The sequence below is a fragment of the Roseomonas sp. SRI_022 genome (assembly GCF_057586215.1).
This window is the reverse complement of sequence record NZ_JBYCZL010000005.1, coordinates 50,272-72,577: the sequence shown is the minus strand read 5'-3', so window position 1 is coordinate 72,577 and position 22,306 is coordinate 50,272. Positions and strand designations below refer to the sequence as shown.

Below are 22,306 nucleotides of genomic sequence, written 5' to 3'. Positions count from 1 at the left end.
TCCTCCATTCCCTAGGCTCCGGGCAAGGCAAGGGAGACATGAGCCATGACGATCGGGCGACGCAGGCTGGGACAGGGCATCGCGGCGGCCACGGGGGGTCTGGCATTGCCATGGCTCGCCCCACGCCCGGCCGAGGCGCAGCGCAGCGCCAACACCCTTCGGATCGCCTTCCGCGATGCCGTGCCGAATGTTGACCCCTATTTCAACAGCCAGCGCACCGGGCTGATCATCGGCCACCAGGCGATGGACGGGCTGACGCACCGGGATCCGGAGACCTTCCGGATCGTGCCCGCGCTCGCCACCGAATGGCGCTGGGTGGACAGCAAGACGCTCGACTTCACGCTGCGCCAGAACGTGAAGTTCCATGACGGCAGCGCCTTCGGTGCCGATGACGTGGTCTACACCATCAACACGGTGGCCGACCCCAATACGCGCGTCGCGACGCCATCGAACTACACCTGGATCGAGGGCGCGGAGAAGACTGGCGAGAACACCGTTCGGCTGACCATGAAGCGGCCGACGCCGGCTGCACTCGAGTATCTCGCGCTGGTGATGCCAATCTGGCCGAAGGCGACGCGCGAACGGCTGGGCGCCGAGGGCTTCTCGCGCATGCCCATCGGCACCGGGCCGTATCGCTTCACCAAGGTCGATGTCGCGACAGGCGTCGAGTTCGAACGCTTCAACGACTACTACGCAGGTGGGCCCAAGGGGCGGCCGGCGATCCAGAAGCTCGTCGCGCGCTATATCGGCGACGCGGCGACGGAACTGACCGAACTGCTCGGCCAGCGGGTGGACTGGATCTGGAACATGAACCCGGACCAGGTCGCCAATGTGAACCGCCTGCCCTACCTACAATCGACGCGGCAGGAATCGATGCGGGTCGGCTTCCTCAACCTCGATGCGGCGGGGCGCAGCGGGGCGGACAATCCGATGACGAAGCAGAAGGTACGCCAGGCGGTCTGGCACGCCATCGACCGCATCGCTATCGCCGAGCGGCTGATCGGCGGTGGTTCACGCGTGCCGGCCGCGCCATGCTTCCCATCGCAGTTCGGCTGCAACGTGGATGCCGCGGTTCCCTACAACTACGATCCGGCCAAGGCGCGCGCGCTGCTGGCCGAAGCCGGCTTCCCGAACGGCTTCGACATCGAGCTGACCTCCTACGTTCAGCCGCGCCAATGGTCGGAGGCGGTGCAGAACTACCTGCAGGCGGTGGGCATCCGCGCCCGACTGAACCTGATGCAGGTGGCGGCGCAGATCCAGCGGTCGCAGCGCGGTGAACTCGCGATGGAGATGGGCTCCTGGGGCTCGTATTCAATCAACGACGTCTCGGCGATCATGCCGAACTACTTCAACGGCGGCGCCCACGACTATGCGCGCGACCCGGAGATGACCCGCCTGGTCGAGGAAGGCGGGAACACCGCCGACGAGGCTGTCCGCACCGCCGCCTATAACGCCGCGATCCGCCGGGCGACCGAGCAGGCCTATTGGTGCCCGCTGCACACCTATGTCAGCACCTTCGGCTTCCAGAAGCAGCTCGAATTCCCGACCTTCCCGGATGAGTTGCCGCGCTTCTACCTCGCCAAGTGGAAGTGATGCGTCAGGCCAGATGACATTCCACGAGGCCCGCGGCGTCCGTCGCGGGTCTCGGCGCTTCAGTCGAACACTTCGCGATGGCGACCGGGCAGCGTGGGTGGAAGCGGCAACCGGGCGGGATATTCGCCGGGTCCGGCATGATGTCGCCGAGCCCGACGTCAGGCACGCCGAGGCCCGGTTCCGGCGTCAGCACCGAGGCCAGCAGCGCGCGCGTATAGGGATGGCGTGGCCTCGCAAACAGCCGCTCACCTTCCGCCCGCTCGACGATGCGCCCGAGATACATCACCGCCACCTCGCTCGCGATGTGCTCGACCACCGCGAGGTTGTGGCTGATGAACAGGTAGGTCAGACCAAGGTCGCGCCGCAGTTCGGCGAGCAGGTTCAGGATCTGTGCCTGCACGCTGACATCGAGCGCCGAAGTCGGTTCATCACACACCACGATGCGCGGTCGCAGCACCAGGGCGCGGGCGATGGCCACGCGCTGGCGCTGCCCGCCGGACAGTTGCGCCGGGAAGCGCAGCCCCTGGTCGCGCGACAGGCCGACGCGCTCCAGCGCCTCCGCCACGCGGCGGCCGATCTCCGCGCGGGCGATGTCGCCCTGGGCGATCAAGGGCATCGCCACGATGTCGCTGATCCGGCGCTTCGGGTTCAGGGAGGCGAAGGGGTCCTGGAACACGGGTTGGATCAGTCGCGCGCGCGCGCGCCGGTCCATGCTGGACAGGCGCTGCCCGTCGACCAGCACATCGCCCGCGGTCGGTTCCAGCAGGCCGAGGATCAGCCGGGCCAGCGTGGACTTGCCGCAGCCGCTTTCGCCCACCACACCCAGCACGCTGCCGGCCGGCACGGCGAAGGACACATCATCGACAGCGATCACATGCTTCGGTGGCGCGAAGACACCTTGGCGGACACGGAATTCTCGCCGCAGGCCGCGGACCTCGATCGCCGCCGCGCCGCTCATGCGGCTGCCTTCCCGTCCCAACCCGGCGGCAGGGTGCAGAGCAGTTCATGCCCGGCCGACACGGCCTGTCGCGGTACAGTTCCGGAGCAGGCCGGCTGCGCCTGCGTGCAGCGGTCGCGGAAGCCGCAGCCAACAAAACCCGGACCGATGCGCGGCACGACGCCGGAGATGCTGCCGAGTGGTTCGCCACGCCTCACCTTCCCCGGCACCGGCACGCAGGACAGCAGGCCGCGCGTATAGGGGTGCTCGGGTGCCGCGAACAACGATGCGGTGGGCGCGCTCTCCACCACCTCCCCCGCATACATCACCGAAACACGGTCCGCGACGCGCGCGACGATGCCCAGGTCATGGGTGATGAGCAGGATGCCGAGGCCGAGATCCTTCTGCAGCCCAGCCAGCAACCGCAGGATCTGCGCCTGCACTGTGACGTCGAGTGCTGTGGTCGGCTCATCCGCGATCAGCAGTTCCGGGTCGCACATCAGTGCCATCGCGATCATCACGCGCTGGCGCAGCCCACCCGACAATTGATGCGGAAACTGCCCGAGCCGCAGCCCCGGCGCGGTGATGCCGACGCGCGCGAGCAGTTCCGCCGCGCGATCCACCGCCTGGGCGCGCGGCGTGCCGCGATGGCGGCGCAGCACCTCGGTCATCTGCGAACCCACGGTATAGGCAGGATTCAGGCTGGTCATCGGTTCCTGGAAGATCATCGCCATGCGGTCGCCACGCAGGCGTTCCATCTGGCGCTCGCCGTAGGTGCCGATCTCCTCCCCGGCGAAGCGCAGCGCCGTCGTCTCGCGCTTCGATCCACGCGGCAGCAGGCCCATCACCGACAGCGCGCTGATCGACTTGCCGCAGCCGGACTCGCCGACCAGGCAATGCGTCTCGCCCTTGTTCACGGCGATGGAGGCGCCGCGCACGGCGGCCGTGCTGCCGATCGTCACGCGCAGGTCGCGCACTTCCAGCAATGCGGTCATCGCGACAGATCCGTGCCCATCATGTCGCGCAGCGCATCACCCAGGAAATTCACCCCCAGCACCAGCACGAACAGGGCCGCGCCGGGGATCATGATCACCCAGGGGCTGAAGAACATGTACTCCTTGGCCTCGCTGATCATCAGCCCCCAGGAGGGCAGCGGCGGCGGCACGCCGAGACCGAGGAAGGACAGCGCCGCTTCCAGCAGGATCGCCAGCGCCATCTCGAGCGTGGCGACCACGGCCAGGTGCGTGGCGATGTTCGGCAGTACTTCCCGTGTCAGCACCCACCAGCGCGACGCGCCGGCGCACCAGGCGGCGGAGACGTAGTCGAGGTTGCGGATCTGCATGGTGGTGGATCGCGCCACCACCGCGAAGCGGTCCCACAGCAGCAATCCCAGCACCAGCACGACCAGGATGAAGGAACTGCCGCGAAGTGCCGCGACGGCAAGTGCGACCAGCACTGCCGGGATCGACAGCCGGGTGGTGATGGCGAAGACCACCGCGTCATCGACCTTCCCGCCATAGAAGCCGCCCAGCACCCCCATGGTGATGCCGATCAGCCCCGAGGTGATGACGGTCAGCACCCCGATCACCATCGAGATGCGCGTGCCGTAGATCAGCCGCGAGAAATAGTCCCGCCCCAGCTGGTCGGTGCCGAGGAAATTCCGAGGGTCACCGCCTTCCATGAAGGATGGCGGCACCAGCCGCCGATCGAGGTCGATGACGAAGGGATCGTAGGGCACGATCCAGGGCGCGATGATCGCGATCACCGCGGCGAGCCCGACGATTGCCGCGCCGATCACGAAGCCGGGATTCCGCAGCAGCTTCGCGCCGCGCGACGTGGGCATCACCGCCGCGCTCATGCCGTGCGCAGCCGCGGGTCGAGCACGGCATTGAGCAGGTCCGCCAGCAGCGTCAGCCCGATATAGATGATCGCCAGCACCAGAACGACCGCCTGCACCACAGGGAAGTCGTTCTTGCTGATGCTCTCCCAGGCCAGGAAGCCGACGCCGTGCAGGGCGAAGACTGTCTCGATCACCACCGACCCGCCAAGCATGAAGCCGAGCTGCACCGCCGCGATGGATACCACCGGGATCGCCGCGTTGCGGAAGCCGTGCTTGACCAGGATCGACAGCCGCGTGAGGCCCTTGGCCCGCGCCGTACGGATGTAGTCGGAGGCCAGCGCCTCGATCATGCCGGACCGCGTCAGCCGCGTCAGCGACGGGATCGCCGAAAAGGCCAGCACCACCCCCGGCAGCACGAAGCCATCCCAGGTATCCAAGCCGGAGATCGGCAGCCAGCCGAGCTGCAGACCGAAGACGATCATCAGCACCAGGCCGAGCCAGAAGGAGGGCATGGCCTGCCCGATCATCGCCACCAGCCCCACCGCGCGATCGACCCAGGACCCTTCCCTCACGGCGGCGAGGATGCCGAGCGGCAGCGACACGACGAGGGCGATGGCCAGCCCGACAAGGCCGAGCGTGATCGTCACCGGCATCCGCGCGGCAATGAGATTGGCGACGCGATCACGGAAGAAGTAGCTCTCGCCGAAATCGCCCTGCACGGCGCGGCCGAGCCAGTCGAAATACTGGACGTAGAGTGGCCTGTTCAGCCCATAGACGCGACGGATCGTCTCGACATCCTCAGCGGTCGCGTTCGGCCCGGCGATGGAGATGGCAAGGTCGCCCGACACCCGGGTCAGCAGGAAGGCGAGCGTGAGCACCGTCAGCGCGACGAGCACCGCGACCGCGAAGCGGCGGAGAAAGAAGCGAAGCATCCCGGCCGCGAGCCTAAGCGGCCGGGATGCACCGCCGCAAGATCAATACGCCGCGGCCCAGCCGTCCCGGCGCGGATCGGACCCGGCCATACGCACGCCGTTGTCGAGCACGCGGATCGCCTCGACGCTGCAGGCACCTTCAAGGTCGCCAACCACCTTCACCTGATGCCCGCGCTCGCGAAGCCCGGCGATGGCGGCTTCGCCGAAGCCGCGCTCGATGGTCAGCACATCCTCCCCGCCATGCGGGTAGTTCGATTCCTGGCCGGGCTGGGATGATGTCCAGCGTGGCGCCTCCAGCGCCTGCTGCGGGTCCATGCCGAAGACGGCGCAGGACACCATCACCTGGAAATTCACCTGCACCTGGTTGTCCGCGCCCGGCGTGCCGAAGATCAGCCAGGGCTTGCCATCCTTCATCGCCATCGGCGCGTTCATGGTGTGGCGCACGCGCCGGCCAGGTGCCAACGCATTCGCGTGGCCCTCCTCCAGGTGCCAGTAGGTCATGCGATTGTTCAGCAGGATGCCGGTGCGCGGCCCTGTCACGCCGGAACCGAAGGCGCCGTTGATCGACTGGATGGCGGAGACGGCATTGCCTTCCGCATCGACGACGCAGAAATACGTCGTGTCGGCTTCTGCCATCGCGCGCACTGGCAGCGATGCGGCGCGCTCCCCGATCGCCGCCGCATGGGCTGCCGCGCGCGCATCCGACAGCAACCCGCCGAAATCGGGCTGGTCACGGCCCGCTTCCGTTTCGCGGTCCAGGAAGGTGCGCTTCTTCGCCTCGATCATCAGGTGCAGCAGCGCCGCGCTGCCCCAACCCATGCCTTCGAGGTCGAAGCCCTCGATGATGCGCAGCATCTGGAGCATGGCGAAGCCCATCGAGGGCTGCGGCGTCTGGCGGACCTCGAAGCCGCGCCAGGCGGTGGAGATGGGCGGCGCCAGCAGCGGTTGCACCGCGGCGAGGTCCCCACCGGCGACCAGCGCGCCGATCGTTGCCATGTCGGCGGCGATGTCGCGCGCCAGCGCACCGCGGTAGAAATCCTCCGGCCCTTCCGCCGCGAGGCGTTGCAAAGTCGCGGCCAGCGCTGGCTGGGTCACCAGCGCACCGACCGTCAGCGGCGCGCCGCCAGGAAGGAAGATCGCGCTGCTGGTCGGGTCGGCGCCGATGCGTCTGCGGTTCTCGCCGCAGAAGTGGCGCAGTGCATGGGTCGTAGCGAAGCCGTCGCGCGCTGCCTCCACGGCCGGGCCGAACAGCGCGCCCCAGGTCTTGGCGCCATGCGCGGCATGCAGCGCGGCCAAACCCGCTACCTTGCCCGGCGTCTGCACCGATAGCGGCCCATCGATGGGGATGCCGCCGGCCGCGCGATAGCGCGCGACGGTCGCCGCCGCGGGTGCCTGGCCGGTGCCGGCGAAGGTCTCGGCGCGGCCTGTCCTCGCCGACCAGTGATGGTAGAAGCCGTCGCCGCCGAGGCCGGACATGTGGGGTTCCACCACGCCGAGCGTCAGCGACACCGCGACCGCCGCGTCCGCTGCCGAGCCACCCGCGCGCAGCACATCCATCCCCGCCGCCGTGGCGACCGGATGGTTCGTGGCGACCGCGCCGCGGCGGCCCATGATCAGCGGGCGATGCGCCCGGATGCCCTCATACGCCATGGATCGGCCCCCTCCCGGTGTCACGGATGCGCCTGCGGTTGGCGCGTCGGGCAGGTTACGCCACCCTCCACAGACCGCCAGCCCCGGAGACCGCGATGCCTGTTGTGACGCTGCAGGAACCCTTCCGTGCCTTGTTCTACGCGCCCTTCTACGCGGCGCTGGCGCGTGGGGACTATGCGGCGCAGGGAGTGGAGGTGCAGTTGCTGCCCGGTGCGGCGCCGCCGCTGGCGAAGGACAGCGTGCTGGACGGCACGGCGGATCTCGCCTGGGGCGGACCGATGCGGCTGCTGCTGGCCCATGACAAGGACCCGGACTGTCCGCTGCGGCTGTTCGGCGCGGTGGTGATGGGCGATCCGTTCTTCCTGGTCGGGCGGCAGCCGAAGCGCGGCTTCCGACTGGCAGACCTCGCATCGATGACGCTCGGCACGGTCAGCGAGGTGCCGACGCCATGGTGGACCCTCCAGGACGATATCCGCCGCGCGGGCCTCGAACCCAATCGCGTGAAACGCGTGACCGACCGAACCATGGCAGAGAATGCGGCGGCCGTCGCGGCCGGCACGCTCGACGTCGCGCAGGTCTTCGAACCGATCGCGAGCGCCATGGAGATCGCCGGTACCGGCGATGCCTGGCATGCGCAGGCGAGCCGCGGCCCGACCTCCTACACCGCCTTCTACGCGCGCACGGACGTGATCTCCGCGAAGCGCCCGGTCTTCGAGGCGATGGTCCGGGGGCTGGCGGTCACGCTCGCCTGGTTCGCCAAGGCCCCGCCGCTGGAGATCCTGGCGAGCATCGCGCCGTTCTTCGATGACCTCGATCCCACCGCGGCATCGCGCGCCATTGCTCGATATCGCGATCTCGGCGTCTGGACGACGACGCCCCGCTTCCCGCCCGAGGCCCTCGCGCGGCTGGAAGCGGCCATGCTGTCGGCCGGCGCCATCACCCGCTCGCCCGGCTATGCCGGGCTGGTGGCGGAGGATGTGACGGAGGCCGCCCTCGCCTGAGAGCGGCCTGTCGCGTCAGCGCGCCTGCGCCGCCATCCGCATCGCAGCGGGCGCGGGCAGTTCGATCTCGATCGCCAGGGTGGACATGTCCCCGCCCCGGTCGAGATTGACGTTCACCTTGCCCGGGTCGATCGCGACATAGCGCGCGACGACCGCGACCAGTTCCTGCTGCAGCTTCGGCAGGAAGTCTTCGCGCGTGCGGCCGATGCGTTCATGCGCGAGGACGATCTGCAGCCGCTCCTTGGCCGCGGAGGCGCTCGCCGGCTGTTCCTGGCGGCGGCCGCGGAAGTAATCGAGCCAGCTCATTATGCGGCCCTCCCGCCGAACAGGCGCTTGAACAGGCCCTTCTTCTCCGCCTCGATGAAGCGGTGCGGCCTTTCCTCGCCGAGGAAACGGGCGACGGCGTCAGCATAGGCCTGACCGGCCATGCTCTCGGCATCCATGATCACCGGCGTGCCGGTGTTGGACGCCTTCAGCACGCTCTCGCTTTCCGGAATGACACCGAGCAGCGGGATCGACAGGATTTCCTGGATGTCCTCGAGCTTCAGCATCTCGCCGCGTTCGACGCGGGCCGGGTCGAAGCGGGTGACGAGCAGATGCTCCTTCACCGGATCGCGCTTTTCCTCCGCACGCTTGGAACGCGACTGCAGCACGCCGAGGATCCGGTCGCTGTCGCGCACTGACGACACTTCCGGATTGGTGACGACGACCGCCTGGTCGGCGAAGTACAGCGCGAGCAGCGCGCCCCTCTCGATGCCGGCCGGGCTGTCGCAGAGGATGTAGTCGAAATCCTTCGACAGTTCCTCGATGATCTTCTGCACGCCGTCCTTGGTCAGCGCGTCCTTGTCCCGCGTCTGGCTGGCCGGAAGGATGGACAGCGTATCGACGCGCTTGTCGCGGATCAGCGCCTGGTTCAGTCGCGCCTCGCCGCTGATGACGTTGACGATGTCGAACACCACCCGCCGTTCGACCCCCATGATGAGGTCGAGGTTGCGCAGACCGACGTCGAAATCGATGACGACGGTCTTCTTGCCCCGCTGCGCGAGGCCCGTGGCGAAGGCGGCGGACGATGTGGTCTTGCCCACGCCCCCCTTGCCCGATGTGACGACGACGACCTGTGCCATGTCCCCTGCCTCCTCGTAATTCCCCTGCGACGCTGCGTTCAGCCGATTGGGTCGAAGCGCATGCGCTCCCCCGTCAGCCGCACCTGCACCGCCTTGCCGATCGGCGCCCCGGCCAGCCCATCGCGCACGGCGTAGTAGCCGGCGATGGAGATGAGCTCGGGGTCAAAATTCTGTGCGAAGACGCGCGCCTCCGCATTGTTGCCGCCGCCGGCGATGGCCCGGCCGCGCAGCGCGCCATAGACGTGGATGTTGCCATCCGCGATCACCTCTCCCCCCGCATTCACGGTGGAGGTGACGATCAGGTCGCCGCCCTGCGCCCAGATGCGCTGGCCGGCGCGCACCGGCTGATCATGGATCATCGTCGGGCGCGCGGTGCCAGGCGCTGGCGGGGGCGGAGGCGGCGGTGCCAGCGGCTCCGCGGGCGCCGTGGCGACCGGTGCGGGCACAGGCTCTTCGGTCTCCTTACCGCCGACGCTGCGGATCGGGGGCAGGCCAAAGGCCATGGCGGCGTTGCGCAGTTCCGGGGTGCCGCCCGTGGTGCCGATCGGCACGATCTGCAATTCGCGCAGACCCTCGATCAGCCCGGCGAAATCCACCTCATTCGCCGCCACCTCCAGATCGCCGAGCCCGAGCACGATGGGCGCGAAGCGCAGGAAGCCCGGCGCGCGGCGGAACTGGTCGCCGATCGCGGGCACCACTGCTTCCGGGCGCGGATCGAGCAGGCGGAGGACGAGCAGGTTGAAGTTCGCACCGCGCAGGCGGAACGGTTCCAGTCGGGGCGACGTTTCGGGCCGAGGCGCGGCGGACATGAGGCTCCCGAGAAGTTCGTCTGATGGCCGGAACCATACGGATTGTGTCCGAAGGCCCCGACAGACACCAGATATAGCGTGTGGGGTTGTCCCGGCGAAGAGCGCGTTCCCACTCCCCTGTCCGGGCAACAGGTTATGGCGCGAAGTTCGCAACCGACGCCAGGGGCGAATCGGCGGGGCTGGCGAGCGGGTGACGCATCTCGCAGGATGCATGCATCTCGCGGAGCCATTCGATGCGCCCCATTACGCTGAACGAGCCCTTCCGGGCTGTCTTCTACGCGCCTTTCTACGTCGCCGAGGCGCGCGGGATGTTCGCCGCCCAGGGGCTGGATGTGGTTCGTGCCACCGCTGGGGACCCGACCAAGGCGGCGGAGAACCTGCTGTCCGGCGCAGCGGACATCGCTTGGTCGGGCCCGATGCGGCCGATGATGCTGCGCGACCGCGACCCGTCCTGCCCGTTGCGATCCTTCTGCGCGGTGGTGATGAAGGATCCCTTCCTCCTGGTCGGCCGCGGGCCGAATCCCCGCTTCACGCTGGCCGACCTGCCGCGGCTGCGCTTCGGGTCGGTCAGTGAAGTACCGACCCCGTGGTGGTGCCTGCAGGATGATTTGCGGCGGGCCGGGATCGACCCGGATGGGCTCCATCGCGTGACCGACCGCAGCATGGCGGAGAACATCGCCGCAGTGCTCGATGGCAGCCTCGATGTCGCGCAGGTTTTCGAACCGCATGCGGCACTGGCCGAGGCGAAAGGCGCGGCGGTCTGGCATCGCGCGGCCGATCGCGGGCCATCCGCCTATACCGCCTTCTACGCCACCGAGGCGCGCATCGCGGAGCGCCGCATCGAATTCGAGGCGATGATCCGTGCCATGGCCATCGCCCTCGCCTGGATCGCTGAGGCACCGCCGGAGGAGATCGCGGCGACCATCGCACCGCTGTTCCGCGACATCCCGCGCGATGCGCTGACCGCCGCACTGGCGCGCTACCAGGCGCTGCATCTGTGGTCGCCAACGCCGCATTTTCCACGCGAAGCCTTCGAGCAATTGCGCGGTGCGATGAGCACCGCCGGCATCCTGAAGGGCGCACCGACCTTCGAAGCCTGCGTGGACGAGGCCATCGTCACCCACGCGCTGCGGGGCTGAGATGGCGACCGACCGCGGCACCCGCGCCGACTACCGCTTCTTCCTGCCCATCCCGACGCGCTGGATGGACAATGACGTCTACGGCCATGTGAACAACGTCACCTACTATTCGTGGTTCGACACGGTGGTGGCGCGCTTCCTGATCGACTGCGGCTTCCTGCACATCCCGACCGCGCCGGTAATCGGCCTGGTGGTGGAAACCCAGTGCCGCTACTTCGCGCCCATCGCCTTCCCCGACACGATCACCGCCGCTCTGCGCTGCGGCCGCGCGGGCAATACCTCGGTCCGCTACGAGATCGGCATCTTCCGCGGCGAGGAGGACACTGCTTCCGCCGAGGGCCACTTCGTCCATGTCTATGTGGACCGCGCGACGCAGAAGCAGACCACGCCGCTGCCGGATGTGCTGCGCCGCGCGCTGGCGGGGATCACCCTGCCGGACACGGCATGATCCTTTGGGATAGATGGCGCCGCCTCATCCTGCTCGTCATCGCGGCGACGGGGTTGGTCGCCGGGCTGTTGCCCGTGCTGTTCGGATACGGTCCGGCGAATTGGGCCTTCGTCCTCGGCGCGGCACCCGTGCTCGTCGCCTTGCTGCGCGACCTGTGGAACGGCTTCCGGCGTGGCGAGTTCGGCCTCGACCTGATCGCAGCGATGTCCATGGCCGGCGCGCTGGCCCTGGGCGAAGCGCTGGCCGCCGTGGTTGTCGCCCTGATGTATGCCGGCGGCGAGTATCTCGAGACACGGGCGCGCCAGCAGGCCCGGCGGGAAATGACGGCGCTGCTCTCCCGCGTTCCGCGCAGCGCAGTGCGCCACGGGCCGAATGGTCTGGAGGAGGTTCCTCTCGAAGCCATCCTGCCCGGTGACCGGTTGCTCATCGCGCGCGGGGCCATATTGCCTGTGGACGGCAGCATCGCCGCGCAGGCCGCGGTGCTGGACGTCTCCGCGCTGACTGGCGAACCCTTGCCCACGCGCGTCGCGCGCAACGGCGCAGCAATGTCGGGCAGCGTGAATGCGGGCGAAGCCTTCGACCTGATCGCCACACGGCCAGCCGCGGAAAGCACCTACGCCGGCATCGTCCGGCTGGTTGAGTCCGCGCAGGCCAGCAAGGCTCCGATGGCCCGCCTCGCGGATCGGTGGTCGCTTTGGTTCCTTGCCTTCACCTTGCTGCTGGCCGGCGGCGCCTGGCTCGTGACGGGCGATCCGGTGCGTGCGCTCGCGGTGATGGTTGTCGCGACCCCGTGCCCGCTCATCCTCGCCGTGCCGGTCGCCATCATCGCAGGCCTTTCGCGCGCCGCGGGCGCCGGCGTGCTGATCAAGAGCGGCGGCGCGCTGGAAGCCATGGCCAGCGCGAAGACCTTGCTGCTCGACAAGACCGGCACGCTGACGGTGGGTCGCGCCCGGCTCGCCGCCATCCTTCCCGGACACGGTATCACGGAGGAGGAGCTGCTGCGCCTCGCCGCGTCGCTGGAACAGGCGTCGCGCCACGTGTTCGCCGAATCGCTGGTCGAGGCAGCAGTGGCGCATGGCGTAGAACTCGGAACACCCTATGCCGTGCGGGAAGCGCCAGGTGAGGGCGTCGCCGGCATGATCGAACGCCACAAGGTCGTGGTCGGGAGCGCCGCCTTCGTGACGGACGCGATCGGCGGACGCGTACCCGACCCGCCCACCCCGCAGCCGCCCGGCGCCGCCTTGGTTCATGTCGCCGTCGACGGCGCCCCGGCGGGCATCCTGGTCTTCGAGGACCCGATCCGCCCCGACGCAACGGCCATGCTGGACGAGATGCGCCGGGCGGGGATTGGCCGGGTCGTGCTGCTCTCCGGTGATGCCGAGGCCCCGGCGCATGCGGTGGCCCACGCGCTTCACCTCGATGCCGTGGCCGCCGAGCGCACGCCGCAAGGCAAGGTCGAAGTGGTGCAGGACGAATGCCGCGCCGGCCCGGTGATGATGGTGGGTGATGGCGTCAACGACGCCCCTGCCCTCGCCGCGGCCACGATCGGCGTGGCGATGGGTGCGCGCGGCGCCACCGCAAGCAGCCAGGCCGCCGATGCCGTCGTGCTGGTGGACCGTTTGGACAGGTTGGCGCGCGCGATGCGCATCGCCCGTCGAACGCTGCGCATCGCGCGGGAGAGTGTCGTCGTCGGCATCGGCCTCTCCGCCGCCGGCATGGTTGCGGCCGCCTTTGGTCTGCTGACGCCCGTGCAGGGTGCGCTGCTGCAGGAGGCAATCGACATCGCTGTCATCCTCAATGCGCTGCGCGCCTTGCAGGAACGGCCCGACGGCGCGATCTAGCGACCCATCAACAGGAGACGTCCGCATGACCGGGCCCACCGCGCCGCTGAAGCGCCTTGCCATCCTCGACGACTACCAGGGTGTCGCTGTGTCCATGGGCCCCTGGGACAAGCTCCCCGGCATCGAGATCACCGTGTTCCGCGACACGATCACCGATCGCGACGCGCTGGCGCAACGCCTCGCCCCCTTCGACGCCATCCTCGCGATGCGCGAGCGCACGCCCTTCCCCCGCGCGCTGATCGAACGACTGCCCAACCTGCGCCTGTTGATCACCACGGCGGCGCGCAACCGGTCGATCGACGCGGCGGCCTGCGCCGACAAGGGCATCGTCTTCTGCGGCACGGGGTCCTTCGGCGACCCGACCACCGACATCACCTGGGGCCTGATCCTGAACCTGATGCGCGACCTGCCGGCGCAGCAGGCGGCGCTGCGCGCGGGACAGTGGCAGACCTCGGTGGGCTGGGGCACGGAAGGGCGTACGCTCGGCGTCATCGGCCTCGGCAAGCTCGGCGCCCGGGCGGCGAAGGTTGGGCTCGCGCTCGGCATGAAGGTCATCGCCTGGAGCCAGAACCTGACCGACGAACGTGCGGCCGAGGTTGGCGTCACCCGCGTGGACAAGGCGACGCTGCTATCCACCGCCGATGTGGTGACGCTGCATCTGATCCTGTCGGATCGGTCGCGCGGCATCATCGGTGCCGGCGATCTCGCGCAGATGAAGCGGACGGCCTACATCGTGAACACCAGCCGTGGGCCGCTGATCGACCAGGATGCGCTGATCGCCGCACTGAAGGCCGGCACCATCGCGGGCGCCGGCATCGACGTCTACGACATCGAGCCGCTGTCGAAGGACCATCCGATCCTGTCGGCGCCGAACACGGTGCTGACGCCGCATCTCGGCTACGTCACGCAGCAGAACTACCGTGCCTACTACGAAGGAACGGTCGAGGCGATCGCCGCCTTCAACGCCGGCGCGCCGGTGCGTGTGATCAAGCCGTGAGCACGCCCTACGCCTTCGCCGAGGGCTGGCGGTACTGGTCGCAGAAGGAGCGCGACGACGCCTACAACAACACCGACATGGTGGCCGACAGCGCGCGGCAGATCGCCGCGCGCAATGCGGCCTCGGCGGCGTTCCGCGCGGCCCATGCGGGGCATCTCGACCTGCCCTATGGCGATGCCGAGCGCGAGAAATGGGACCTGTTCCCCGGCGCCGACGCTGGCGCGCCCTGCCTGGTCTTCATCCATGGCGGATATTGGCAGCGCAACCGGCGCGAGGATTTCGCGATCCTCGCGCAGGGCGCGCTCGCAATGGGCTGGTCGGCGGCGCTGCCCGGCTACACTCTCGCATCGGACGCCTCGCTGACGACGATCGCGTGGCAGGTCAGCCGGGCGCTCGACTGGCTCGCCGCCGAGGGAGCGACGCATGGCATCGCGGGGCCGATCGTGGTGTCGGGATGGTCGGCGGGCGGGCATCTCGCGGCGCTGGCGGCGGAACATCCGGCAGTGACGGCGGCGCTCGCCATGTCGGGCGTCTTCGAACTCGGCCCGATCCGCGATACCTTTCTCGACGAGAAGCTGCACCTGACGGAACAGGAGGTCGCCGACCTGTCGCCGATCCGCAGGCCAGTGGTGCAGAAGCCGATCGCCGTCGCCTATGGCGGGGCGGAACTGCCGGAGCTGCGCCGGCAGTCGCGCGTCTTCCACCGTATCCGTGCGGAGGCGCAGGCGCCCGGGCCCCTGATCCCGCTTCCGGGCGCCGACCATTTCCGGGTGCTGGAAGCGCTATGGAACGTGGATGGCGCGCTGACGCGCGCGGCGGCCGAACTGTTGCGGTGAGCGGCGCGCCGCGGGGCCGGCCTGGAGCAGATCCCGACCAGGTGGAATCACCGGATCGGGTGAAGATGCCCGCGAAACCGAAAGGCTAGAGGCGTTCCCGTGAGCCAAGGCGAACGGGAACGCCTCTAATCCAGCCCCGCCCTGCGCAGGCCCTCGACATAGTGGTCGAGATCTACGGCCGGCTGGAACGGTGCGCGCTCGCGCGCCTTGATCAGGTCGAAATCCGGCTCCATCGTGGTCAGCCGTGCCCGCACCTCGTCGGCATCCTTCTTCCGGCCCAGATGGCCCAAGGCGGAGAGCCAGATCTTGTAGGGGAAGGTGAAGCCCGAATGCAGCGAGGTGACCTGCCGGGCGGCATTGTCCACCTCCTCATGCCGATGCAGCAGCAGCAGCGGCACGAGCCGCGCGGAATCGAAGAAGAAGGCGTGCGGGTGAAACGGGGCAAGGCTCTTGTAGCGCTCCCAGTGCCGCAGCGCTTCGGCGTGCTCGCCGCGATAGGACAGGGTCAACGCATAGAAGACCCAGGCCATGGGAAGGTTCGGGTTGAGCGCCACGGCCCGCGTATAGAGCGAGACGGCTTCGGCCACGCGATGATGCAGGAAGGCGCGCACATGCCCCAGGATGGCCAACGCCTGCGCGTCCGACGGGTCGAGCGCCACGGCGCGTGAGGCAAGTTCCTCGCTCCGTGCCAGCACCTCGTCGCCAGCCGGCGCCCAGCCCTGCCCGACCAGGAACAGGTGCCAGTAGGCGTGCCAGGCGAAAGCCGGCGCATAGTCGGGTTCGAGCCTTGTCGCCTCCGTCAGCAGGCTTCCGGCCAGTTCGTAGGATTCGCGGTCCAGCCGGTAGATCGCCGGGATGGCACGCAGCAGCAGGTCATAAGCCGTCGGCATGATTGAGTGCCGCGCGGCGGCACGGTTCGCCTCGATCAGCAGGATCTCAGGGTCGACGCGGGCGACGACCTCGGCGGCGATCTCATCCTGCAGGGCGAGGAGGTCGCCCGCTGGACGGTCGAAGCGTTCGGCCCAGACCACCGCCTCCGGCGGGCGATGGTCGGTCAGGCGCAGCGTCACGCGCACCCGGCCGGCGGCGCGCTGCACCGTCCCCGACAGGGTGAAGTCGAGGTCGAGTACGCCGTCCAGCCGGTCTTGCCGCTCCGCCGCCGCGACCGAGGCCGAATCGACCAGGACCAGCCAGCGGAAGCGCGACAGCGCCGCCGTGATTTCCCCCGCGAGGCCGAGCGAAACCTCCGATTCCGTCTCGTCGCCCAACACCTTGAACGGCAGCACGCCGAGCCGCGCACCCCGCAGCGTGGTCCGGCGGACCGGCTGCGGCTGCTGGACCACGACCTCACCGCGCAGCGACTCGGCCAGAGCGGCGGTTTCGGGCGACGGCGCGCTGCGGAAGCGCTCCGCGAAGACGCGACGGCACTCATCCCAGGCGGCGAGGGCGCCGCCGAGGTCGCCGCGCTCGGCCTCGGCGCGGAGCCGGATGCGCCAGACCGGTTCCTGCGCCGGGTCGATCGCAAGCACGCGGCGCGCCTCCTCCGCACGGGCCTCGGCCGTGGTGGCCGCGGCAAGGCGCGCGGTCGCGGCTTCAAGCGAAAGGTCGCGCAGGCGGCGGCGCTGTTCACCGAGCCAGGCGTCGAAGGCGACGTCCAACCCATCGAGATCGGACAGGAGTTCCGCCTGAAGCAGGTTCAGCGCCTCCACCCGCTCGCGCGCTCGCCCCGGCAGAGCGCGGGCGTCGGTCCAGACAGCCTCGTCATTAAGCGCCACAGTCTCGCGCGTCGCGACGATCAGGCCGCGGCCATCGGGGCCGAGCGCCTCCTGCAGCTCATGGAGCGCCTGGCGGAGGGAGCCGCGGGCCTGTTCCTCTCCCCGCCGGCTCCAGAGCAGGTCGGCGAGGCGTTGACGGGAGACGACATTCGGCGCCTCGAGCGCGAGCACAGCGAGCACGCCTCGCGTTTTGCGCGAGCGGGGCAGGAGCGGTTCGCCTGTGACCGCGCGCACATCCATGCGGCCCAGCATGGTGATGCGAATCCGAATCGCCGGGGGCGTGACCAAGGGCACATCCGACAAGTCCGGTGCGTTGGAAGGTCTGCTGTCCTTGCTGGATCGGGCGACGAGGTCGGACATGATCACGCTGCCTTAACGTGCTGAGGAGCTTCCACCAACCGCCATGATCCAGACGCGGCGGGCATCAAGGAGAGGACAATGGCCGACGCAGCATCGATGCAACGATCGCGGGCGCCGGTGGCGCTATCCACTACCGCAAAGAGCATGACGAGAAAATCGCTCATGGGTTGCATCTACTACCGTTAATTGCGCGTGAACCACGTTAGAGTCGCATGAAATTCCCGTTCGACTGAGTCATGGTCAAGGCCTTTAAACAACAAATCGCGAAAGTGACCTGACCACTTTCCTATTCCTTAGTCTACATAGAAGAAAAAACCTTTCAAGTAGGAATGTTTACTTGCTCTCACTGTAAATCAACGCCAAGTTGATGAGGTCTGGTCGAGCCGGAGTGGCTCGCACGAACCTGGAGATCTCATCATGGCGACCACTTCCAAGATCCTCGACTCTGGCAAGGTTCGCATCGGCGCCGGCGTCCGTACCCCGAAGGCCTCCGTCGCTGACATGGGCGCCGTCCGCATCGGCGCCGGCGTCCGTACCCCGAAGGCGTCCATCGCCGATAAGGGCGCTGTCCGCATTGGCGCTGGCGTCCGCGCCCCGAAGGCCTCCGTCGCTGACACGGGCGTCGTCCGCATCGGCGCCGGCGTGCGCGCTCCGAAGGCATCCATCGCCGACAAGGGCGCTGTCCGCATCGGCGCCGGCGTGCGCGCTCCGAAGGCATCCATCGCTGACAAGGGCGCTGTCCGCATCGGCGCTGGCGTCCGCGCCCCGAAGGCCTCCGTCGCTGACACGGGCGCCGTCCGCATCGGCGCCGGCGTGCGCGCTCCGAAGGCGTCCATCGCCGACAAGGGCGCTGTCCGCATCGGGGCCGGCGTGCGCGCCCCGAAGGCCTCCGTCGCCGACAAGGGCACCGTCCGCATCGGCGCTGGCGTGCGCCGCGCCTGATCCCAGAGGGGGGGGGCTCGCCAGGGAGCCCCCGCCCCTGTTCAAGTAGGGGCACAACCAAGGCCGCCGCATGTCCCAGGACCGCACCCCGATCGTCGCTTTCCACCGCCTGATCCCCGGGATCCCGGCACCGGAACGCGCCGACCGTTCGGCCCTCGGCGGCTTACCAACGCGCGCCTACCGCTATTGCGACGCGGTGACCAGCGCCTCCGGCTTCGGCTGGCACATCACCGCTCCGCTGGACTTCTCCCTGATGTGGGACGGGCACGAGATCCTCTGGACCTGCGAGGAGCTCGAGCAAGAATGGATGCCGCTCGGCCTTGGCGCGGTGCAATACCCGCATTTCCGCGCCCGCTTCGACGAGGAGGTGCCGGAGGACATCCGCGGCTTCTCCCCACCCTTCCTGACCGGCCTGCCGGAACCCGGCGTCGTGCAGATGTGGACCGGCCTGTTCGTGCGCACCGCGCCCGGTTGGTCGCTGCTGTCGCGCGCCCCGGCGAACCTGCCGCACTCCCCGCACTACGAACAGTTCGAGGGCGTCGTCGAGTTCGACAAGTGGTTCGGCCCGCTCTTCACCAACATCCGCATGACCCGCACGGATACGCCGGTCGAGATCAACCAGCTCCGCCCGATCCTGCAGGTGCAGCCCATCCCGCAATTCGCCTATGCCGATGCGGTGATGAACGCCTCGACCACCACCGACGCATTCACCCAGTGGGGTGATGCGGAGTGGAATGCCTATCGCGAGAGCGTGGTGATCCCCGCGAGCGCCGAGGAGCACAAGCCGGGCCACTACGCCGCCGAGGTGCGGCGCCAGCGCCGTGGCGCCGGCTGCCCCTTCGCGGCGATGGCCGCGGCGCGGGACGACATCTCGAACTCCTGACCACACCGATGCCGCCGGCCCACGCGGCCCCGCGGCTTTGATCGCTGTGCGGACGAGCACCCCGGCGGTCCTTGCCAGCGGCGCCCAAGCGCGCATCATCGCGGCAGTCAGGAGGAACGACCATGAATGATGTCGCCGAAGCGCCGGCGCTCGACGCGAAGCACGTTGCCGAACTCGCGCGCCAGCTGACCGAGCTGTTGCGCCTGCGCACCTTCCCCATTGGCATGAAGCTGTTCGCCGACGCCGAGGAGATGGCCAAGGTCCCGGGGCTGCGCCGGCCGCCGGAAGGCAAGACCTTCTCCACCTGCCAGTTGGTCACGCAGGCGCGGATCGCCGGCTTCACCATGGGCATCACCACCGCCAACGTGCCCGGCTTCTCCAATTGCGGCGGCGTGATCGGGCTGAACGAGCCGTCCGAACTCTATCTGTCGGGCCGCAAGTTCGAGGGCGTGTGGTTCGAGAATCGCGAGGCAGCGAAGAAGCACCAGGCGGAGATGCCGCGCGTTCCGCCGCGCTATTCGGGCCTGGTCGTCTCGCCGCTGCGCAGCGCGCGGCTCGATCCGCCCGACATCTGCCTGTTCTACGCGAACCCCGCGCAGATGATCCTGTTCATCAACGGGCTCCAGTGGAAGTCCTACAAGCGCTTCGACTTCTCCGTGACGGGGGAAAGCGCCTGCGCAGATTCCTGGGGCAAGGCGCTGCGCGACCGCGCGCCGTCTCTGTCCATCCCCTGCTACGCCGAACGGCGCTATGGTGGCGTGTCCGACGATGAGATGCTGATGGCGCTGCCGCCGGCGGATCTCGCGACGGCCGTCGAAGGGCTGTTGGGGCTGTCGAAGGCGGGGCTGCGTTATCCGATCATGCCGTATGGGCCGCAGGCGGATCCCGGCGAAGGGATGGCCAAGTCCTACGCCGGCAAGACCTGATCGGAGAGGGGCGCCGCCCCTCTCCGAACCTCACCCCGCCAGGGGGCAACGGCCCCCTGGACCGCGGGAACTTCAGACCGAACGGGTGATGCCGCCGTCGACGCGGAGGTTCTGGCCGGTGATGTAGCCGGCACCGGGCGAAGCGAGAAAGGCGACGGTCGCGGCGATCTCCTCGCTGCGGCCATAGCGGCCCATCGGGATGCTCGGGATGCGCTCCTGCCGCACCGGCAGGCTGTCGATGAAACCGGGCAGCACGTTGTTCATGCGAACGTTGTCCGCTGCGTATTTGTCGGCGAACAGCTTGGCATAGGCCGCGAGCCCCGCGCGGAACACGCCCGATGTCGGGAAGGCCGGATCCGGTTCGAAGGCCGCGAAAGTCGAGATGTTGATGATCGCCCCGCCCTTCTGCGCGACCATCACGGGTGCCACCAGCCGCGTCGGGCGGATCACGTTCATCAGGTAGACATCGAGGCCGCGATGCCAATCCTCATCCGTCAGGTCGAGGACTGGCCCGCGCGGCCCATGCCCCGCGCTGTTCACCAGCACGTCGATCCGGCCCCAGCGCGCCATGGCGCCATCCACCAGCCGGCGCAGATCGTCATTCGACTGGTTGGACCCGGTCACGCCGATGCCGCCGAGCTCGGCCGCCAATGCCTCCCCCTTCCCGGAGGAGGACAGGATCGCGACCTCGAACCCATCGGCCGCAAGCCGTCGCGCCGCATCCGCGCCCATCCCGCTGCCGCCCGCCGTAACGAGCGCCACCTTCGCTGCCGCCATGTTCCTGCTTCCCCCGTGACGATGATGGGCGCCCGCCGCATGACAAGCGGCGGGCGCCGGTCGTGATCAGTCGGCCGACATCTTGATCGGCGGATTCACGTCGGCCGGCAGCGGGCAGACATAGGGGTGCACATCGGTGCGCGCCTTGTGGTCGGCCTTGGCCGCCGCCAGCAACTCCGGGTTCTGGATCGCGTCAACGGCGGTGCCGGCCATGACCTTGGCGACATGCACCAGGCCCTTATGCGCGATGCCGGACTTGCCCTGCGCCGTCAGCTGCCACGAATGCCCCGGCGTGCCGATCGCGTAGGTCGCGCCCCGGGCCTGCACCGTCGGCACCGCCCAGGACACATCGCCCACATCGGTCGAACCGACGCCGCCATGGCCCTTCGAATCCAGCGGCACGATCTCGTCGCACAGCACCTTTTCGCGTTCCACCTTCAGCCCGTGGCGGCGGAAGGCCACCGCGATGTCCTCGTCGGACAGCGTCTTCTGGATCTCGCGGGCATAGGCGCGATCGGCGTCGTCGAACTGCGGCGCGCCCAGGCGCTGCATGTTGTCGTGCATCGCCTGCTCCAGCGGCGTGTTCGCCAGCAGGTTCGACACCGCGCTGACCACCTTGGTCGACACGGAGGTCTCGGTCATCAGCGCCGCGCCGTCGGCGATCTTGCGCACGCGCGCGACGAGCTGGTTCAGCCCCACCAAGTCCTTCGCGCGGATCAGGTAGCGAACCTTCGCGGTGCCCTGCACCACGTTCGGCGCGATGCCGCCCGCATCGAGATAGGCGTAGTGGATGCGCGCATCCGAAGGCATATGCTCGCGCATGTAGTTGACGCCGACATTCATCAGTTCGACGGCGTCGAGCGCCGAGCGCCCCAGTTCCGGCGCCGCCGCGGCATGCGACGAGCGCCCGGTGAAGGAGAAGTCGATGCGCGTATTCGCCAGCGACACGGCCTCGTTCACGCCGGTGAAGGCAGCCGGGTGCCAGCAGATCGCCATGTCCACATCGTCGAAGGCGCCGGAGCGGACCATGAAGCCCTTGGCGGCGCCACCTTCCTCGGCCGGGCAGCCATAGTAGCGCACGCGTGCCTTCACCCCGTTCGCCGCCAGCCAGTCCTTCACCGCCGAGGCGGCGAGCAGGGACGCAGCACCCAGCAGGTTGTGCCCGCAGCCATGGCCCGACCCGTCGCCGGGCAGCGGCTTGTGCTCGGCCACGCCGGCCTCGTTGGACAGGCCCGGCAGCGCGTCATACTCGCCGAGGATGGCGATGACCGGACCGCCCTCCCCCGCCTCGCCCATCACGGCGGTCGGGATGCCGGCGACGTTCCGGGTCACGCGGAAGCCGTGCTCCTCCAGCAGAGCGGTGTGCTCGGCGCAGGACCGGACCTCGGCGTAGCAGAGTTCCGGCATGCCCCAGACGCGGTCCGCAAGGCCAATGGCATCGGGTGCCTTGGCATCGACGAGGCGCCAGATTTCTTCGGTGTTCTGCATGGCGGACT

22 protein-coding genes are annotated in these 22,306 nt (G+C 68.9%); 10 read left to right on the top strand and 12 right to left on the bottom strand.

All coding sequences use genetic code 11. The features are described from left to right. Window positions 1–45 precede the first annotated feature (45 nt). The gene (locus AC2YHJ_RS06455) at window positions 46–1,593 is read left to right on the top strand and encodes an ABC transporter substrate-binding protein (RefSeq protein WP_487394763.1); all 1,548 of its coding nucleotides are present in this window, start codon (window positions 46–48) and stop codon (window positions 1,591–1,593) included. Between the two features lie 4 nt (window positions 1,594–1,597). On the opposite strand, the gene AC2YHJ_RS06450 is transcribed toward AC2YHJ_RS06455, so the two are convergent. The 5 genes from AC2YHJ_RS06450 to AC2YHJ_RS06430 are packed head-to-tail and all read right to left on the bottom strand — an operon-like array spanning window position 1,598 to window position 6,952. Next, window positions 1,598–2,551: an ABC transporter ATP-binding protein gene (locus tag AC2YHJ_RS06450; RefSeq protein ID WP_487394762.1), complete on the bottom strand. Its 954-nt coding sequence runs from the start codon at window positions 2,549–2,551 to the stop codon at window positions 1,598–1,600. Then, complete coding sequence (locus AC2YHJ_RS06445; protein ID WP_487394761.1) at window positions 2,548–3,525, bottom strand: ABC transporter ATP-binding protein; 978 nt, start codon at window positions 3,523–3,525, stop codon at window positions 2,548–2,550. The genes AC2YHJ_RS06450 and AC2YHJ_RS06445 overlap by 4 nt, the downstream gene beginning before the upstream one ends. Beyond that, window positions 3,522–4,373 (bottom strand): ABC transporter permease, encoded by an 852-nt coding sequence (locus AC2YHJ_RS06440; RefSeq protein ID WP_487394760.1) that lies wholly within the window; start codon window positions 4,371–4,373, stop codon window positions 3,522–3,524. Before AC2YHJ_RS06440 ends, AC2YHJ_RS06445 begins: the two co-directional genes overlap by 4 nt. A gap of 11 nt (window positions 4,374–4,384) precedes the next feature. Next, window positions 4,385–5,302, bottom strand: a complete 918-nt coding sequence (locus AC2YHJ_RS06435) for an ABC transporter permease (protein ID WP_487394759.1) — start codon at window positions 5,300–5,302, stop codon at window positions 4,385–4,387. A 42-nt stretch (window positions 5,303–5,344) separates the two neighbouring features. Beyond that, window positions 5,345–6,952, bottom strand: coding sequence for a gamma-glutamyltransferase family protein (locus AC2YHJ_RS06430; RefSeq protein WP_487394757.1), 1,608 nt, complete (start codon window positions 6,950–6,952; stop codon window positions 5,345–5,347). A 95-nt stretch (window positions 6,953–7,047) separates the two neighbouring features. Between AC2YHJ_RS06430 and AC2YHJ_RS06425 the strand changes: the two genes are divergently transcribed. Continuing rightward, window positions 7,048–7,953 carry an ABC transporter substrate-binding protein gene (locus tag AC2YHJ_RS06425; protein WP_487394756.1) on the top strand — a complete coding sequence of 302 codons (906 nt, stop codon included), beginning with the start codon at window positions 7,048–7,050 and terminating at the stop codon, window positions 7,951–7,953. A 15-nt stretch (window positions 7,954–7,968) separates the two neighbouring features. Here AC2YHJ_RS06425 and minE read toward each other — a convergent pair whose 3' ends face one another. From minE to minC, 3 genes are read right to left on the bottom strand one after another with little or no spacing between them, the layout of a single operon-like run. Beyond that, the gene (gene minE / locus AC2YHJ_RS06420) at window positions 7,969–8,259 is read right to left on the bottom strand and encodes a cell division topological specificity factor MinE (RefSeq protein WP_487394755.1); all 291 of its coding nucleotides are present in this window, start codon (window positions 8,257–8,259) and stop codon (window positions 7,969–7,971) included. Continuing rightward, complete coding sequence (minD, locus tag AC2YHJ_RS06415) at window positions 8,259–9,077, bottom strand: septum site-determining protein MinD (RefSeq protein WP_487394753.1); 819 nt, start codon at window positions 9,075–9,077, stop codon at window positions 8,259–8,261. Before minD ends, minE begins: the two co-directional genes overlap by 1 nt. A 38-nt stretch (window positions 9,078–9,115) precedes the next feature. Beyond that, window positions 9,116–9,886, bottom strand: coding sequence for a septum site-determining protein MinC (gene minC, locus AC2YHJ_RS06410; protein ID WP_487394752.1), 771 nt, complete (start codon window positions 9,884–9,886; stop codon window positions 9,116–9,118). 233 nt (window positions 9,887–10,119) lie between these two features. Between minC and AC2YHJ_RS06405 the strand changes: the two genes are divergently transcribed. From AC2YHJ_RS06405 to AC2YHJ_RS06385, 5 genes are read left to right on the top strand one after another with little or no spacing between them, the layout of a single operon-like run. Next, entirely contained in the window at window positions 10,120–11,025 is a 906-nt protein-coding gene (locus AC2YHJ_RS06405) for an ABC transporter substrate-binding protein (RefSeq protein WP_487394751.1), read from the top strand. Between the two features lies 1 nt (window position 11,026). Beyond that, window positions 11,027–11,473: an acyl-CoA thioesterase gene (locus AC2YHJ_RS06400; RefSeq protein ID WP_487394749.1), complete on the top strand. Its 447-nt coding sequence runs from the start codon at window positions 11,027–11,029 to the stop codon at window positions 11,471–11,473. Continuing rightward, on the top strand, window positions 11,470–13,314 hold the full coding sequence (locus tag AC2YHJ_RS06395) for a heavy metal translocating P-type ATPase (RefSeq protein WP_487394748.1): 1,845 nt from the start codon (window positions 11,470–11,472) through the stop codon (window positions 13,312–13,314). Before AC2YHJ_RS06400 ends, AC2YHJ_RS06395 begins: the two co-directional genes overlap by 4 nt. Window positions 13,315–13,339: 25 nt before the next feature. Beyond that, entirely contained in the window at window positions 13,340–14,311 is a 972-nt protein-coding gene (locus AC2YHJ_RS06390; RefSeq protein WP_487394747.1) for a D-2-hydroxyacid dehydrogenase family protein, read from the top strand. Then, window positions 14,308–15,147 carry an alpha/beta hydrolase gene (locus AC2YHJ_RS06385; RefSeq protein ID WP_487394746.1) on the top strand — a complete coding sequence of 280 codons (840 nt, stop codon included), beginning with the start codon at window positions 14,308–14,310 and terminating at the stop codon, window positions 15,145–15,147. The genes AC2YHJ_RS06390 and AC2YHJ_RS06385 overlap by 4 nt, the downstream gene beginning before the upstream one ends. 125 nt (window positions 15,148–15,272) lie before the next feature. Here the strand turns inward: AC2YHJ_RS06385 and AC2YHJ_RS06380 are convergent, their stop codons facing one another. Both AC2YHJ_RS06380 and AC2YHJ_RS06375 read right to left on the bottom strand, forming a co-directional pair. Beyond that, window positions 15,273–17,102 carry a BTAD domain-containing putative transcriptional regulator gene (locus AC2YHJ_RS06380; RefSeq protein WP_487394745.1) on the bottom strand — a complete coding sequence of 610 codons (1,830 nt, stop codon included), beginning with the start codon at window positions 17,100–17,102 and terminating at the stop codon, window positions 15,273–15,275. A 182-nt stretch (window positions 17,103–17,284) separates the two neighbouring features. Continuing rightward, window positions 17,285–17,446, bottom strand: coding sequence for a hypothetical protein (locus AC2YHJ_RS06375; protein WP_487394744.1), 162 nt, complete (start codon window positions 17,444–17,446; stop codon window positions 17,285–17,287). Between the two features lie 253 nt (window positions 17,447–17,699). On the opposite strand from AC2YHJ_RS06375, the gene AC2YHJ_RS06370 reads away from it, so the two are divergent. The 3 genes from AC2YHJ_RS06370 to AC2YHJ_RS06360 all read left to right on the top strand — a co-directional run bounded on the left by AC2YHJ_RS06370 (window position 17,700) and on the right by AC2YHJ_RS06360 (window position 20,033). Continuing rightward, on the top strand, window positions 17,700–18,224 hold the full coding sequence (locus tag AC2YHJ_RS06370) for a hypothetical protein (RefSeq protein WP_487394742.1): 525 nt from the start codon (window positions 17,700–17,702) through the stop codon (window positions 18,222–18,224). Between the two features lie 70 nt (window positions 18,225–18,294). Then, window positions 18,295–19,107 (top strand): DUF6065 family protein, encoded by an 813-nt coding sequence (locus AC2YHJ_RS06365; RefSeq protein WP_487394741.1) that lies wholly within the window; start codon window positions 18,295–18,297, stop codon window positions 19,105–19,107. Between the two features lie 122 nt (window positions 19,108–19,229). Next, window positions 19,230–20,033, top strand: a complete 804-nt coding sequence (locus AC2YHJ_RS06360; protein WP_487394739.1) for a DUF169 domain-containing protein — start codon at window positions 19,230–19,232, stop codon at window positions 20,031–20,033. A 72-nt stretch (window positions 20,034–20,105) separates the two neighbouring features. Here AC2YHJ_RS06360 and AC2YHJ_RS06355 read toward each other — a convergent pair whose 3' ends face one another. Together AC2YHJ_RS06355 and AC2YHJ_RS06350 are read right to left on the bottom strand one after the other, a co-directional pair. After that, on the bottom strand, window positions 20,106–20,810 hold the full coding sequence (locus AC2YHJ_RS06355) for an SDR family oxidoreductase (protein ID WP_487394738.1): 705 nt from the start codon (window positions 20,808–20,810) through the stop codon (window positions 20,106–20,108). A 66-nt stretch (window positions 20,811–20,876) separates the two neighbouring features. Then, the gene (locus tag AC2YHJ_RS06350; RefSeq protein ID WP_487394736.1) at window positions 20,877–22,298 is read right to left on the bottom strand and encodes a M20 family metallopeptidase; all 1,422 of its coding nucleotides are present in this window, start codon (window positions 22,296–22,298) and stop codon (window positions 20,877–20,879) included. Window positions 22,299–22,306 lie beyond the last annotated feature (8 nt).

Coding starts and splice junctions, on each gene's coding strand:
- minD (WP_487394753.1), bottom strand. CDS start 9,077: ATGGCACAGGTCGTCGTCGTCACATCGGGCAAGGGGGGCGTGGGCAAG.
- AC2YHJ_RS06360 (WP_487394739.1), top strand. CDS start 19,230: ATGAATGATGTCGCCGAAGCGCCGGCGCTCGACGCGAAGCACGTTGCC.
- AC2YHJ_RS06435 (WP_487394759.1), bottom strand. CDS start 5,302: ATGCTTCGCTTCTTTCTCCGCCGCTTCGCGGTCGCGGTGCTCGTCGCG.
- minC (WP_487394752.1), bottom strand. CDS start 9,886: ATGTCCGCCGCGCCTCGGCCCGAAACGTCGCCCCGACTGGAACCGTTC.
- AC2YHJ_RS06350 (WP_487394736.1), bottom strand. CDS start 22,298: ATGCAGAACACCGAAGAAATCTGGCGCCTCGTCGATGCCAAGGCACCC.
- AC2YHJ_RS06365 (WP_487394741.1), top strand. CDS start 18,295: ATGTCCCAGGACCGCACCCCGATCGTCGCTTTCCACCGCCTGATCCCC.
- AC2YHJ_RS06390 (WP_487394747.1), top strand. CDS start 13,340: ATGACCGGGCCCACCGCGCCGCTGAAGCGCCTTGCCATCCTCGACGAC.
- AC2YHJ_RS06430 (WP_487394757.1), bottom strand. CDS start 6,952: ATGGCGTATGAGGGCATCCGGGCGCATCGCCCGCTGATCATGGGCCGC.
- AC2YHJ_RS06355 (WP_487394738.1), bottom strand. CDS start 20,810: ATGGCGGCAGCGAAGGTGGCGCTCGTTACGGCGGGCGGCAGCGGGATG.
- AC2YHJ_RS06445 (WP_487394761.1), bottom strand. CDS start 3,525: ATGACCGCATTGCTGGAAGTGCGCGACCTGCGCGTGACGATCGGCAGC.
- AC2YHJ_RS06455 (WP_487394763.1), top strand. CDS start 46: ATGACGATCGGGCGACGCAGGCTGGGACAGGGCATCGCGGCGGCCACG.
- AC2YHJ_RS06395 (WP_487394748.1), top strand. CDS start 11,470: ATGATCCTTTGGGATAGATGGCGCCGCCTCATCCTGCTCGTCATCGCG.
- minE (WP_487394755.1), bottom strand. CDS start 8,259: ATGAGCTGGCTCGATTACTTCCGCGGCCGCCGCCAGGAACAGCCGGCG.
- AC2YHJ_RS06425 (WP_487394756.1), top strand. CDS start 7,048: ATGCCTGTTGTGACGCTGCAGGAACCCTTCCGTGCCTTGTTCTACGCG.
- AC2YHJ_RS06375 (WP_487394744.1), bottom strand. CDS start 17,446: ATGAGCGATTTTCTCGTCATGCTCTTTGCGGTAGTGGATAGCGCCACC.
- AC2YHJ_RS06450 (WP_487394762.1), bottom strand. CDS start 2,551: ATGAGCGGCGCGGCGGCGATCGAGGTCCGCGGCCTGCGGCGAGAATTC.
- AC2YHJ_RS06400 (WP_487394749.1), top strand. CDS start 11,027: ATGGCGACCGACCGCGGCACCCGCGCCGACTACCGCTTCTTCCTGCCC.
- AC2YHJ_RS06405 (WP_487394751.1), top strand. CDS start 10,120: ATGCGCCCCATTACGCTGAACGAGCCCTTCCGGGCTGTCTTCTACGCG.
- AC2YHJ_RS06440 (WP_487394760.1), bottom strand. CDS start 4,373: ATGCCCACGTCGCGCGGCGCGAAGCTGCTGCGGAATCCCGGCTTCGTG.
- AC2YHJ_RS06370 (WP_487394742.1), top strand. CDS start 17,700: ATGGCGACCACTTCCAAGATCCTCGACTCTGGCAAGGTTCGCATCGGC.